This is a genomic window from Methylobacterium sp. A54F (assembly GCF_053346035.1).
In genome coordinates this window covers 448473-461842 of record NZ_JBKFBF010000002.1, presented here as the reverse complement: position 1 = coordinate 461842, position 13370 = coordinate 448473, and the positions used below count along the sequence as shown (strand labels likewise).

Here is a 13370-nt window from a genome sequence, read left to right as displayed (position 1 = left end):
ATGATGAGATAATGGGTTTCTTGATCTTAGCTGGGCACATTTTCAGATGAGCCACCGAGGAGCCGTCACGTGAGTAATGGCACGCCTGCCGTGATCGGCTCCGCCGCCGGCCTGGATGTGGTGCTGAAGTTCGATGCAACGGTCGCCGACGCCGTGCGCGCCATCGAGAGCAGCAGCCTCCATACGGCCTTCGTGATCGACGACGAGAAGAAGCTCGTCGGTCTCGTCACGAACGGGGACGTCCGTCGCTACATGCTCGCGCGCGGTGCCCTCGACCGTCCGGTCGTGGAGGCCCTGAATCGCCACTTCCGTGCCGTGCGCACGGACGCGCCGCGCGAAGAGGTTCTGCGTCTGTTCGACGTCGGCTATTCCGTCATCCCGCGCCTGGATGAGCATGGCCGTTTCGTCGATTTTCTCACCCCCGAGTACCACCACGATTACGAGACAGCGAGCAACCTCGTCGTGCGTGCACGCGCTCCGGCACGCATCAGCTTCGCCGGTGGCGGGACCGATCTCACCTATTACTTCTCGCGTCTCAAGGGGTTGGTGCTCAACGCGGCGATCGCCCGATACGCCGTCGCGACGCTGATCCCGCGCGATGTCCCGGAGATCGACATCTACGCGCAGGATATCGGCCGGCATCAGCATTTCGGCTCCCCGCTGGCCATGTTCAAGGCCGCCGATCACAGCCTCCTTTCGGCGACGGCGTCGCTCATCCGGCCTGATTTCGGCTTCGAGTTGCGCGTGGCCTCCGAATTCCCCGTGGGCTCGGGGCTCGGCGGATCCTCGGCGGTGACGACGAGCGTGCTCGCCGCCTTCAACGAACTTCGCATCGAGAGATGGTCCGCCTACGAGATGGCGGAGCTCGCCTTCCAGGCCGAGCGCCTGTGCTTCAAGGTCCCGGGCGGTTGGCAGGATCAGTATGCCGCAGCTTTCGGCGGCTTCAACCTGATCGAGTTCATGCCGACGGGCAACAACGTCAATGCCCTGCGCATGCCCGACGATGTGATCTGCGAGCTCGAGGAGTCGCTGATCCTATTCAACACTGGCGTGTCGCACGATTCCGGTGACCTGCACAGGGTCCAGAAGGCGGAGATGTCGAGCGAGCGCGGTGATGCGACCCTGATGCAGCTCGCCGAATTCTGCTTCGAGATGAACCGGGCCCTCGCCCGCCGGGACCTCGCCCGCTTCGGGAGGGGATTGCACGAGGCTTGGCTTTTGAAGAAGAAGACATCGTCGAAGGTGTCGTCCGATATCATCGATGAGATCTACGACACCGCCCTGCAGGCCGGCGCGATCGGGGGGAAGCTGCTGGGGGCCGGCGGCGGCGGCCACATCCTGTTCTACGCACCTCCGGCCGTGAAGAAGCGCGTCATCGATGCGCTGGCGTCCTTCGGCTGCACCGCAACGACAGTTCGCTTTGACCTCAAAGGCGCCTTGTCGTGGAGAACGCAATTTTCATGACGGTTCCCATCACGCCCGCATTCAGCATCCGCGGCATCAGCCCGGCGAAGGGACGCACGTTCGTCATCGCGGAGATCGGCAACAACCACAATGGCAGCCTCGTGCTCGCGAAGGCCCTGGTGGATGCTGCCCGAGGGGCCGGTGCCGACGCGGTGAAGTTCCAGATCCGGGATTTCGGAACGCTATACCGGAAGGCCCCGGGGGCTGCTTCCTCCGAGGATCTCGGTGTCGAATACATCAAGGACCTGCTCGCGAAGGTTGAGTTGACCGCCGAGGAGCACCGTGAGCTGCGCGGCTATGTGGCTGAGGCGGGCCTCATCTACATGTGCACGCCGTGGGATGAGACGAGCGTTGAAACGCTGCGCGGCTTCGCGGTCGATGCCGTGAAGATTGCCTCCGCAGACCTCTTCAACCCCTATCTCATCGAAGCCGCCGCGACGCTCGGTAAGCCGCTCATCCTCTCGACCGGCATGGCGTACGAGCATGAGATCGAACGCGCGATCGACCATGCGCGCACGCTCGGCGTCCCCTTTGCGATGCTTCACTGCAATAGCGCTTATCCGGCACCGGACCGGGACATCCAGCTCGACGTCATTCGACGTCTCGCGACCTTGCACCCGGTTGTCGGATATTCCGGCCACGAGCGCGGAATCGCAATCTCCATCGCCGCGGTCGCGCTCGGTGCGCTCGTCATCGAGCGCCACCTGACGCTCGACCGGATGATGGAAGGGCCGGACCATCCGGCGAGCCTGGAGCCTGACGAGTTCCGGCGCCTCGTCGACGGCATTCGCGAGGTCGACGAGGCTCTGCCCCTTCGCACGGCGCTGCGCGAGCCGACCCAGGGCGAACTGCTCAACCGCGAGAACCTCAGCAAGAGCGTGGTTGCCCGAATCCCGATCGCCAGGGGAGCGCCGATCGCAAGGAGCGACCTCACCATCGCGAGCCCCGGGCAGGGCCTTGCGCCCTACCGCCTGCCGGAGCTGCTCGGCCGTCCGGCCATCCGCGACGTCCCGGCCGGCGGGTTTCTGACTGCTGCGGATCTCGAAGGGTTCGTCGCGAGCTACGCGGGCCTAGGTTTCCCAATCCTGTGGGGCGTTCCGGTCCGCTATCACGACTTCCGCGACTACAATGAGCGAATCCGGCCGGATCTCTACGAGTTTCACTATTCCTATCGCGATCTCGAGCTCAATCCACGACAGTATGTCGACCGCGTGCAGTGCCGTCGTCTGGTCGTTCACGCGCCGGAACTGTTCGAAAACAGCGAGCTCCTCGATCTCGTCTCCGACGATCCCGGCTACCGCCGTCGCGCGATCGACAACATGAAGCGCGTCGTCGAGGCAACGGAGGCGCTGCGACCATTCTTCCCGGCTGCGGACAGCGCGCTCATTGTGGCCAACGTCGGTGGCTTCTCGATGGATGCGCCGGTGCCGCCCGCGCAGCGGCGCGTCTACTATGACCGCTTCGCGGAGGTGATCGCGGGGATCGATTTCGGCTCGACGGAGCTCACGCCTCAGAACATGGCTCCGCTGCCATGGCACTTCGGCGGCCAGCGCTATCAGAACATCTTCATGTATCCGGATGAAATCGTCGAGCAGGCGCGGGCAACGAAGCTACGGATTTGCCTGGATCTGTCTCACCTGAGCATGACCTGCACGTACTTTGGCTTCGACTATGTTTCAGAGTTGGCTAAGCTCCTGCCGATCACCGCGCACCTGCATGTCGCCGATGCGAAGGGTATGAACGGCGAGGGTGTCGACCTTGGAACGGGCGACATCGATTGGACGCGGGTTTGGCCACTTGTCGCGGCACGACCGGACTTGAGCTTCATCCCCGAGGTCTGGCAGGGCCACAAGAACTTCGGGGAGGGCTTCTGGAAGGCGCTCCGTTTCCTTGGGGCTCTCGCATGACGGCCGACCCGCTTAGGCTCTTCGAACTCGGCGGTAGAACGATCGTCGTCACCGGCGGCTCCCGCGGAATCGGAGCCGCCATCGCGAACGGTCTCGCCGTCGCCGGCGCCACGGTCTTCGCCATCGGGCGCTCGTCGCAGCCGGCGACCCCTTACGGCTCACCCGTGCAGTACCTGAGTGCCGATCTATGCAGTCACGCCGAGGAAGTTATGTGGGCGGCTGCTTCAACCAACGGTCGCATCAACGGTCTCGTCAATTGTGCTGGCGTGAGCCTCCCCCGGAACAAGCCGGAGGACGAGGGGCAGCGTTTCCGCGAGACCCTCGATGTCAACCTGAGTGCCGCCTACGATGCCTGTCGTGCCGCCCTGCCGTTCATGGGAGCCGGGTCCAGCATCGTCAACGTGACGAGCATCGGCAGCGTCATGGGGTTTCCGGACAATCCGGGTTACATCGCGTCGAAGGGGGCGCTGCGCATGATGACGCGGGCTCTCGCCGTCGATCTCGGAGCGCGCGGCATTCGCGTCAACGCGCTGGCGCCCGGCTACATCCACACCGCGATGACGGCGGGGAGCTACGCGGATACGGTCGAACACGCGCGACGCAGCGCCCACACCTGCCTGGGACGCTGGGGAACGGTGGACGATCTCGTCGGGGCGGCGATCTTCCTGCTTTCCGATGCCTCCGCATACGTCACTGGCACGGACCTGTTCGTGGATGGCGGATGGACCGCGAAGGGACTGGTGTGAGATGACCCCTCGCATCGGCTTCATGCAGGGCCGCCTCAGTCCGCCCGTGGACGGGAAGATCCAGGTCTTCCCGAAGGCCCACTGGCACGAGGAGTTCCCGGCCGCCGAACGCCTCGGGCTGTCGCTGATGGAGTGGACGCTTGATCAGGAGGACTTGCACGGCAATCCGCTGATGACGGGCCACGGGCGTTCGGAGATTGAGACACTCCGTTTAGCCCATGGCGTGCAGATTCCGTCGCTTACGGCGGACAACATGATGCAGATGCCGTTCTGGAAAGCCGGGTTGTCTGCGCGGCTGGCGCTGCTAGCGCAGTTGCGCGATCTGATCGAGGCTTGCGGCTGCCTGGGCGTCAGCGTGATCGTCGTGCCGCTCGTCGACAACGGGTCGATCACTTCATCCGAGCAGAGCGCGGCCCTGTCGGACGGCCTGCGCGATGTGCTGCCGCAGTTGCGGGAGCGCGGTGTCCGGATCGCGTTCGAGTCCGACTTCGAACCGGCGCGGCTCGCGACGTTCATGGATACGTTTCCGGTGCGCGATGTCGGCGTGAACTTCGACATGGGCAACAGCGCGGCGCTGGGCTGGCCGCCGGCGGACGAGATTCCGCTTCTCGGTTCGCGCATCGTCAACGTGCACGTGAAGGACAGGCCGCGGGGTGGATCGACGGTTCCGTTCGGGCAGGGCGATGTCGACTTTCCGCTCGTCTTCCGCCTGCTTCACGAGGCCGGATACCGCGGCAACTACATTATCCAGGGCGCGCGAGCCCAGGACGGCGACGACGCCGGCATCCTCCGCAGCTACGTGCAGACGGTGGAAGGTCATCTCCATGGCCGCGGATGAGTCGTCGATCGCGCGCCCCCTGGCCGTCGTCAGCGGCGGATCCCGTGGCATCGGACGAGTGATCGTCGGCGCGCTGATCGCGGACGGCATGGACGTGGCGATCGTGGCGCGGGGCGCCGCCGATCTACAGGCAGCGTTCGACGAATTCGGCCCCCGTTGCTCGGTTCACGCGGCGGATGTGACGCAAGCCGACGCCTGCAACCGCGTGATCGCCGAGGTCGAGGCGCGGTGGCTTCGGGTGGACTGCCTCGTGACCTGCGCGGGGTCCGGGCGATCGGTCCCGCCCGGGAGCGAGACAGCGGCCGAATGGGCCCGCATGATCGACGTCAACTATCTGTCCGCGGCGAACATGGTCGCGGCCGCGCTGCCTGGTCTGCGAGCGCGCAAGGGGCGGATCGTCTGCATCTCCTCGATCTGCGGCCATGAGGCGCTGGGTGCTCCCGTCGGCTACTCGGCAGCCAAGGCCGCGCTTAACGCGATGGCGAACGGGCTGGCGCGTCCGCTCGGCCGCGAGGGCGTGCGGATCAACGTTGTGTCACCGGGCAACATCTGGGTGGAGGGCGGGACCTGGGACCTGCGATCGCGCGCCGATCCCGAGGGTCTGGCCCGGATGCTCGACGCAGAGGTGCCCCTCGGACGCCTCGGCCGCCCGGCGGAGGTAGCGCAGGCCGTCTCCTTCCTCCTGTCCGATCGTGCCTCGTTCATCACCGGGACCTGTCTCGTCGTCGATGGCGGCCAGTTGCGGAGCTGAACGATGCCGACCTTCGGTCTGAAGGCCTACGACCTCTCCGGCAGGACTGCACTGATCACAGGGGCGGCTGGCCTCCTCGGTCGGGAGCATGCCGCGGCCCTGGCCGAAGCCGGCGCCCGCGTGATCATGACCGATCTCGATGCGGCAACCCTCGCGGGTGCGCACGCGGCGGTGGCCGAGAGCTACGGCGAGCGCGTGTCGATGGCCGGCATGGACGTGACGAGCGCCTCTTCGATCGCTGAGGCCGCGGCGTCGTGCGGCCGCGTCGACATCCTGATCAACAACGCTGCGATCGATCCGAAGGTCTCCAAGGACGAACACAGCTTGGAGCTGTCGCGATTGGAGCACTTCCCGGAGGACCAATGGCGTCGCCACCTGGATGTCGGGGTGACAGGCGCCTTCCTCACGATCCGCACGTTCGGCACGCTGATGGCGGAGCGCCGCTCGGGCGTCATCCTCAACATCGCCTCCGACCTGTCGGTCATCGCGCCGGACCAGCGCTTGTATCGGAAGAGCGACCGGACCGAGGCTGCTCAGCCCGTGAAGCCGATCGCCTACTCGGCCGTGAAGACGGCCCTTATCGGCATCACGCGCTATTGCGCGGCGTACTGGGCCGGGTACGGCGTGCGCGTGAACGCGATCTCTCCGGGCGGCGTGTTCAACGACCATCCCGATGAGTTCGTGGCCCGCCTCAGCGATCTCATCCCCATGGGGCGCATGGCGCATCTGCACGAGTACCGGTCCGCGGTGCAGTTCCTATGCTCGGACGCCTCCAGCTACATGACCGGGCAGAACATCGTCATCGACGGCGGCAGAAGCATTCTCTGAGGACGCACGCATGAAGGTCGCCGACTACATCTTCGCCTTCCTCCGGGATCAGGGAGCGCGCTCGGTCTTCTTCGTATCGGGTGGCGGCAACATGCATCTGGTCGATGCCCTGGCACGCTGCACCGGCGTGCAGGCCGTCCCCATGCACCACGAGCAGGCCTGCGCGATGGCCGCCGAGGCCTGCTCCCGGGTCTCCTCGTGTCCGGGCATCGCGCTCGTGACCTCCGGGCCGGGCAGCACCAACGCGATCACGGGCGTGGGCGAGGCCTACACGGAGTCCGTCCCCCTGATCGTCATCTCGGGGCAGGTGAAGCGCGCCGATCTGAAGACCGGCAGCGGCCTTCGTCAGAAGGGCGCTCAGGAGGTGGACATCGTCGCCATCGCTTCGAGCCTCACGAAATCCGTCGTCACCGTTCTGGATCCTGCCGAGATCCGCTTCCACCTCGAGAGAGCCTTCCGCATCGCGCGAGAGGGACGGCCGGGACCCGTCTGGCTCGACATCCCCCTCGACGTGCAGGCGAGCGAGATCGAGCCCGAACAGCTGAAGGGGGACGAGGCGGGACTTTCCCACCCCGCCGCCTTCGGAGCCGAAATGGAGCAACTGCGCGACCTCCTTCGCGCTGCCGAGCGCCCGGTCGTCATGGCAGGCCACGGCGTGAGACTGTCGGGCGCCGTCGCGGAGTTCCGCACATTCGCGGAGACCCTTCAGGCGCCCGTGGTGACCACCTGGAACGCGCTCGACCTCCTGCCCTACGACCATCCCCTGGTCGTAGGGCGGCCCGGTGCCGTCGCGTGGCGTGCGCCGAACTTCGCGGTCCAGAACGCCGATCTCCTCATCGTCCTCGGCTCCCGACTCGATCCATCGGTGACCGCGTTCAACCCGCAGCGCTTCGGACGCTCGGCCAAGCGGGTGATCGTCGACGTCGATCCGGTCGAACTCGGCAAGCTCGATCATCCGTTCGCGTTGAAGCTGGAGGTGGATGTCCAGCTGTTTCTCACCGCGGCCATCGCGGCGATCAGCGGCGGATCGTTGCCGCGCTGGGACGCTTGGCGTGCCCAGTGCGCGGACTGGAAGGCGCGCTACGGGATCGGCGAGCGCCTCGCGGCGTGGCAGTCGGACGCGCTCTCGCACTACGAGGTCGTCGACGCCTTCTCGGATCTGTTCCCCGAAGGCCGGACGATCGTCACCGGCGGGTCCGGCCTGTCGGTGGAAGCCTTCTACGTCGCCTTTCGCAACAAGGCCGGACAAAGGGTCTTCACGACGTCCGGCCTCGGTTCAATGGGCTACGGGTTGCCGGCGGGCCTCGGTGCGTCGCTGGCCCAGGGCGGCGCGGAGTGTCTCTGCATCGAGAGCGACGGCAGCCTCATGATGAACCTGCAGGAACTGGCGACGCTCAGAGCGCACCGTGCCCCCGTCAAGCTGTTCGTGATCAACAACGACGGCTACGCGTCGATCCGGAACACGCAGCGCAACTACTTCGATGGCCGCTTTCTCGGCACAGGCCCGGAGTCGGGACTCTACATGCCGTCCTTCAAGCGCCTCGCCGAAGCGATGGAACTGCCCGCCCTCTCGGCCTCGACGCGAGAAGACCTCCGCCCGGCGATCGCCGCCGCGCTCGCGCACGAGGGGCCGGTCGTCTGCGAGATCCACACCGCCCGCGACGAGGCGCTCCTGCCCAAGGCGATGGCCGTCCCGCAGCCGGACGGCTCCATGCTGTCGATGCCGCTCGAGGACATGACGCCGCTCCTGCCCCGCGCCGTCCTTCGGCGGGAGATGCTGGTGCCGTTGACGGCCGAGTCCGAGCGCTTGGAGGGGTGAGTGTCTGCGCCGGAATGGTCCCTCACGCAGTCCGGAGCCTTCGACGCGGATTTCGGCCGGCTGGGTAGCCGCCTCGACGCCGCCGAGCTTCACGGCAGCACGATCCTGCTCACCGGCGGCACGGGTTTCTTCGGCCTGTGGTTGATCGAGTACTTCGACTGGCTTCAGCGGGTGGCGGGCGTCCGCGTGACCGTCCACGCGCTCTCGCGGGATCCGGCGCGCGTGCTCGCTCAGCATCCCGCTTACAGGCATCGCCCCTGGCTGCGCGTGTTCGGAGGCGATGTGCGCGACTTCGAGAAGCCCGAAGGCCGGATCGACTACATCCTCCACGGGGCGGCCGACACCTCCGCCGAGGCCGGCCGTCACCCCCGGGAATTGTTCGACGTGCTCCATGGCGGAGCACGGCGCGTGCTCGACATCGCTGCCGCCGGTGCCTGCCGGCGCGTGCTCATCATCAGCTCCGGAGCCGTCTACGGCCAGGTGGCTGATCCGGGGCTCATCCGGGAGACGCGGACCACAGCGCCGGACCCGATGGACCCGGGAAGCGTCTACGGTGAGGGCAAGCGCGTCTGCGAAGCGCTGGGAACGTACATGGCCATGGCCGGGCGGTTCGAGGTCGTGACTGCGCGCTGCTTCGCATTCGTCGGTGCCGGGTTGCCGCTCGACGGCCACTTCGCGATCGGGAACTTCATCCGCAACGCCCTCGAAGGCAACGATATCCGCCTCGCGAGCACGGGCCAGTCGGTCCGCTCGTACCTGTATGCCGCCGATCTGGCGCTGTGGCTCGTCGCGCTGCTCATGCGGGGTCGTCCCGGCACCGCCTACAACGTCGGATCGGACCAGGCGCTGACCGTCCATGCCACTGCGTGCCGGGTGCGGGACGTCCTCGCACCGGGGCTCCGGGTCACCATCGCGGACAATCCCGCCACGGCCGTCACCCATTATGCGCCCGACATCGACCGCGCGCGGACGGAACTCGGACTGGACGTATGGACCGATCTCGACACCGCCATCCGGCGGACGGCGGCGGATGCCGCCCGCTTCGGGCCTCACCGGGGGAGCGCATAGATGAACGCCGTCGTCTCGAACGCCCTCGATGAAGCTGCCGCGTTGTTCGCGACGCTGGCCGGTGATCCCAAGTTGCAGGCCGCCGTCGCCGATGCAGCCGATCGCGCCCTGACGGTTGTCCGCGGCGGCGGCAAGCTGCTCTTTGCGGGCAACGGGGGCAGCGCCGCCGAGGCGCAGCATCTGGCCGCCGAGTACGTCGGCCGCTTCAAGTTCGATCGGCCCGGCCTGCCGGCCATCGCACTCACGACCGACACGTCCATTCTCACGGCCGTCGGAAACGATCATGGCTTCGAGAAAATTTTCGCCCGCCAGGTTCGAGCGTTGGGGCGTTCGGGGGACCTCCTGTTCCTGTCCTCAACATCCGGACGCTCGGCGAACGTGCTGCACGCGCTGGAGGCCGCGCGTGAGCTGGACATCGGGACGATCCTGCTAACGGGGGCCGATGGCCACCGGACGAGCCTCGCGCCGGACCTGGTCCTCGCCGTTCCCTCATCCGTGACGGCCCGGATCCAGGAGGCGCACCTCCTGATCGGACACACGATCTGCGAATGCGTCGAGCGGGGCATGTTCGGGACATGAGGTCGGTGACCGTCGTGATGCTCTGCGGCGGCCTCGGCACGCGCCTGCGCAGCGTCATCAACGACGTGCCGAAGCCCATGGCACCGGTGGCGGGGCGTCCGTTCCTCGAAATCCTGCTCGCGCAGTTCGAGGCCTTCGGCGTCACCCGCGTGGTCCTTAGCACGGGTCATCTCGCGCACGTCATCGAGAACCATTTCGGCGCTCGCTTCCGGGGGGTCGATCTCGCCTACTCCGTCGAGACGGACCCCCTGGGCACCGGCGCAGCAGCCCGGAAAGGCGCCGAGCTCGGCGACGGCGAGATCCTGCTCGTCTGCAACGGCGATACGTTCGTCGATTTCGACTTGATGGCGGCGATCGATCTCGCTCAGACCTCGGATCAATCCGTCGTGATCACGATGGCGGTCCAGGATACCGCGCGGTATGGCCGCCTCGATGTCGCGGCCGACGGCTCCGTGACGCTCGTCGGTCGCGGCGTGACAGGCCCGGGTTCCATCAGCGCGGGCGTCTACCTGACCCAGCAGGCGAAGCTGCTTGGCTACGCGCGCGCCGCCCCCTTCTCGATGGAAGAGTTCATCTTCGACCCGACGCAGGGACGGTCGGTGCGCTCCGTGCCGACGCAGGGACGCTTCATCGACATCGGTCTCCCGGAAGATTACCGCCTGGCGCAATCGATCTTCGCGGCCGACTGACCATGCGCGCGCTGTTCCTTGATCGTGATGGTGTCGTCAACGTCGATTTTGGCCATGTCGGCACGCGAGACCGCTTTGAATTCATGCCCGGCATTTTCGACCTCGCCCGCGCGGCGCGCACAGCGGGGTTCGAGATCTTCATCGTCACCAACCAGGCAGGCATCGCCCGGGGCCTGTACACGGAGCAGGATTTCCAAGCTCTGATGGATTGGGTCGGCGAGGCGTTCGACCGGGCGGGCGCGCCGCTGCGCGGTGTCTACCATTGCCCTCACCACCCGACCGAAGGCCTGGGCGACCTGCGCGTCGCGTGCTCCTGCCGCAAGCCGATGCCGGGTCTGCTGCTCGCCGCTGCGCAAACGTTCTGCATCGATATGCCGGCTTCGATCATGATCGGAGACCGGGAATCGGATATGCAGGCCGGCTGTCGGGCCGGCGTCGGCACGTTGTTTCTGCTCGGCCAGGGCCCTCAGGACCCGCGATGGCGCCAGGTGGAATCACTGCGGGACGTCATTGACTACCTCGTAGCCTGATGCCTGCTGGAGACAGATTCTGCCCGGATCTTGGACCACGGTACCAGCTCGGAAGTGACAACCTATGAAGGCTGCAGTCGAGCGGTCCCAATTGTCCGATATCTTGCGCGGCGCGAAGCGGAAGCGCGACGCGCGCATGGCTGAAACCGTCGACCTCCTCGATCGGCGGATCACGATCTGGGGCTATGGCTGGAAGGGGCGCGGTCTTGCACATCACGCGCGCGACGTCGGGTGGGACGTCACCGTCTTCGATATCGCCGCCGACAGGAGAGCGGCGGCAGCGCGGGAGGATTTCCGCGTCCGTTCCGACCTTCCGGAGCGGGAGCCGATCGTGTTGGCGGCCACCCAGGCTCAGTCGGAGCTCGCCGGACGGGTCGGTGAGCGCGGCGTGTTCTTTCAGGAACTAGCATTTCTGCTCAACATGCCGTGCCTTGAGAATTTCGCACGTGAGTACGCCGAGTATGTCGAGCACAATGCTGATGCATGCTACGAGGTTCTGACCTCCCTTGATCCGGTCGGCGCGCAGCGATACCTTCGTCTGGTGACCTTCCGGGTGTCCTGCAACCCGCTCGATCTCGCCGACAGCAATGAACACGTCTCGAAGATGTGGTTCGATGATGCGCTGATTGCCCGCAAGTCCGAGATCAGGACGTTCCTAGACGTCGGCGCTTTCGATGGCGATACGATCCGAGCCGCGCGCCGTCACCTCGACATCGAGGAGGCGATCGGGCTGGAGATGAGTGCGGATCTGGTGCGCCGCATCCATGAGCAGCACGATGGCACCTACGCGCTGCACACGCACAACGTAGCGGCGTGGTCCGACAAGGGACATCTCGGCCAAGCCCTCGTCGGCGACGGCATGCTGCGGGTCGAGTCCGATGCGAGCGGCGGCGTTCCGTGCGACACGCTCGATAACCTCGCGACCTCCAGGATCGACCTCATCAAGATGGACATCGAAGGCGCGGAGCGTCCGGCATTGGCCGGTGCGCAGCGGATCATCAGGGAAGACAAGCCCTTCCTGGCGATTGCCGCCTACCATCGTCCGGAGGATATTGTCGAAATATTCCGCATCGGCGCGTCGTTCGGCTACAGCGATATCCGCTTCGCGCACTACTCGCAGTGCCTCGATGATTCGATCTTCTACTTCATGAGAGGCTGAGCAGTATCGTCACGACGCTTCACGGGGCCGGCGCGTCGATTTGGCCGCCCCGAGGTTCGGTGTAGAACCCCCTGATGGTGCCGGCGGCGCTTGGGGCGCACGCACGATCTCCGTGAGAACAGGTTGGATCGAGATGACCGAGCAGGAGATCCGCGCCGGGCTCGCGGCGGTGAAGGCGGAGCACGGGCCGTGGGGATCGGCGAACGTCGCGCTGCCGCACGGGCTGTCGACGCTCGGGCCGGGGCCGCGAGGGGACAATCACCGCACGCTGAAGTTCCTCCAGATCGTGGCCGACTGGCTCGGGCGGCCCATTGCCGGGCTTCGTGTCGTGGACCTCGCCTGCGGGGAAGGGCTCTACGCCATCGAGTTCGCCCAGCACGGCGCGGAGGTGCTCGGCATTGAGGGGCGGCGGGCGAACCTCGCCAAGGCTGAGTTCGTCAAGCGGGCCTGGGGCCTCGACAACCTGCGCCTCGTCGAGGACGACGTGCGCCGCTTCACCGTGAGCGCCTACGGCAGCTTCGACGTCGTGCTGTGCTCGGGTATCCTCTACCACCTCGATGCACCGGACGTGTTCCACTTCCTCGACAATATCCGGGGCGCCTGCACGGGGCTCACCATCATCGACAGCCGGGTTTCGCTGGAGCGGTCGGTCTCGGCCGACTTCGCGGCGCGGACCTACTGGGGCTGTGCCTATGCGGAGCACGCGGAGGATTCGGCGCCCGCCGAGCGGCTCGCCAACCTCGGCGCCTCGCTCGACAACCCGAAGAGCTTCTGGTTCACCCGCGCGAGCCTCGCCAACTGCCTGCTAGACCTCGGCTACACTTCGGTGATGGAGTGTCTCGGGCCTGTACCGCTCAACACGCGGGCGGACCGGGCCACCCTCGTTGCGCGACCTGGCCGGCGGGTCCAGCCCTACAGCGCGATCGGCGCGCGGCTCGATGCCCACCGCTGGCCGGAGGACGGCCCCGGCGCCGCCTGAGTGCCCCTGGCCC

General features: G+C 66.5%; 13 protein-coding genes. All 13 read left to right on the top strand.

Going from position 1 to position 13370, the window contains the following annotated elements:
- The first annotated feature begins 69 nt into the window (after positions 1-69).
- The 13 genes from ACLBXP_RS05870 (at position 70) to ACLBXP_RS05810 (ending at position 13357) form a co-directional block, all read left to right on the top strand.
- Positions 70-1464, top strand: a complete 1395-nt coding sequence (locus ACLBXP_RS05870) for a GHMP family kinase ATP-binding protein (protein WP_447666635.1) — start codon at positions 70-72, stop codon at positions 1462-1464.
- Positions 1461-3371: an N-acetylneuraminate synthase family protein gene (locus ACLBXP_RS05865; RefSeq protein WP_447666634.1), complete on the top strand. Its 1911-nt coding sequence runs from the start codon at positions 1461-1463 to the stop codon at positions 3369-3371. The genes ACLBXP_RS05870 and ACLBXP_RS05865 overlap by 4 nt, the downstream gene beginning before the upstream one ends.
- On the top strand, positions 3368-4117 hold the full coding sequence (locus ACLBXP_RS05860; RefSeq protein ID WP_447666633.1) for an SDR family oxidoreductase: 750 nt from the start codon (positions 3368-3370) through the stop codon (positions 4115-4117). Before ACLBXP_RS05865 ends, ACLBXP_RS05860 begins: the two co-directional genes overlap by 4 nt.
- Before the next feature lies 1 nt (position 4118).
- A complete protein-coding gene (locus ACLBXP_RS05855) occupies positions 4119-4955 on the top strand; it encodes a sugar phosphate isomerase/epimerase family protein (RefSeq protein ID WP_447666632.1) in 837 nt (278 codons plus the stop codon).
- Positions 4942-5706 (top strand): SDR family NAD(P)-dependent oxidoreductase, encoded by a 765-nt coding sequence (locus ACLBXP_RS05850; protein WP_447666631.1) that lies wholly within the window; start codon positions 4942-4944, stop codon positions 5704-5706. The genes ACLBXP_RS05855 and ACLBXP_RS05850 overlap by 14 nt, the downstream gene beginning before the upstream one ends.
- 3 nt (positions 5707-5709) lie before the next feature.
- Complete coding sequence (locus ACLBXP_RS05845) at positions 5710-6534, top strand: SDR family oxidoreductase (RefSeq protein WP_447666630.1); 825 nt, start codon at positions 5710-5712, stop codon at positions 6532-6534.
- 10 nt (positions 6535-6544) lie between these two features.
- Positions 6545-8353, top strand: a complete 1809-nt coding sequence (locus tag ACLBXP_RS05840) for a thiamine pyrophosphate-binding protein (RefSeq protein WP_447666629.1) — start codon at positions 6545-6547, stop codon at positions 8351-8353.
- The gene (locus tag ACLBXP_RS05835) at positions 8354-9421 is read left to right on the top strand and encodes an NAD-dependent epimerase/dehydratase family protein (RefSeq protein WP_447666628.1); all 1068 of its coding nucleotides are present in this window, start codon (positions 8354-8356) and stop codon (positions 9419-9421) included.
- On the top strand, positions 9422-10000 hold the full coding sequence (locus ACLBXP_RS05830) for a D-sedoheptulose-7-phosphate isomerase (protein WP_447666627.1): 579 nt from the start codon (positions 9422-9424) through the stop codon (positions 9998-10000).
- Between the two features lie 17 nt (positions 10001-10017).
- A complete protein-coding gene (locus tag ACLBXP_RS05825) occupies positions 10018-10689 on the top strand; it encodes a sugar phosphate nucleotidyltransferase (RefSeq protein ID WP_447666626.1) in 672 nt (223 codons plus the stop codon).
- 2 nt (positions 10690-10691) lie between these two features.
- A complete protein-coding gene (locus ACLBXP_RS05820; protein WP_447666625.1) occupies positions 10692-11219 on the top strand; it encodes a D-glycero-alpha-D-manno-heptose-1,7-bisphosphate 7-phosphatase in 528 nt (175 codons plus the stop codon).
- Positions 11220-11310: 91 nt separating this feature from the next.
- Entirely contained in the window at positions 11311-12378 is a 1068-nt protein-coding gene (locus ACLBXP_RS05815; RefSeq protein ID WP_447666624.1) for an FkbM family methyltransferase, read from the top strand.
- 133 nt (positions 12379-12511) lie between these two features.
- Positions 12512-13357 (top strand): class I SAM-dependent methyltransferase, encoded by an 846-nt coding sequence (locus ACLBXP_RS05810; protein ID WP_447666623.1) that lies wholly within the window; start codon positions 12512-12514, stop codon positions 13355-13357.
- Positions 13358-13370 lie beyond the last annotated feature (13 nt).

Bases quoted from the DNA above. Each gene is read 5' to 3' on its own strand.
- ACLBXP_RS05865 (WP_447666634.1), top strand. From the start codon at position 1,461: ATGACGGTTCCCATCACGCCCGCATTCAGCATCCGCGGCATCAGCCCG.
- ACLBXP_RS05860 (WP_447666633.1), top strand. From the start codon at position 3,368: ATGACGGCCGACCCGCTTAGGCTCTTCGAACTCGGCGGTAGAACGATC.
- ACLBXP_RS05855 (WP_447666632.1), top strand. From the start codon at position 4,119: ATGACCCCTCGCATCGGCTTCATGCAGGGCCGCCTCAGTCCGCCCGTG.
- ACLBXP_RS05850 (WP_447666631.1), top strand. From the start codon at position 4,942: ATGGCCGCGGATGAGTCGTCGATCGCGCGCCCCCTGGCCGTCGTCAGC.
- ACLBXP_RS05845 (WP_447666630.1), top strand. From the start codon at position 5,710: ATGCCGACCTTCGGTCTGAAGGCCTACGACCTCTCCGGCAGGACTGCA.
- ACLBXP_RS05840 (WP_447666629.1), top strand. From the start codon at position 6,545: ATGAAGGTCGCCGACTACATCTTCGCCTTCCTCCGGGATCAGGGAGCG.
- ACLBXP_RS05830 (WP_447666627.1), top strand. From the start codon at position 9,422: ATGAACGCCGTCGTCTCGAACGCCCTCGATGAAGCTGCCGCGTTGTTC.
- ACLBXP_RS05825 (WP_447666626.1), top strand. From the start codon at position 10,018: ATGCTCTGCGGCGGCCTCGGCACGCGCCTGCGCAGCGTCATCAACGAC.
- ACLBXP_RS05820 (WP_447666625.1), top strand. From the start codon at position 10,692: ATGCGCGCGCTGTTCCTTGATCGTGATGGTGTCGTCAACGTCGATTTT.
- ACLBXP_RS05810 (WP_447666623.1), top strand. From the start codon at position 12,512: ATGACCGAGCAGGAGATCCGCGCCGGGCTCGCGGCGGTGAAGGCGGAG.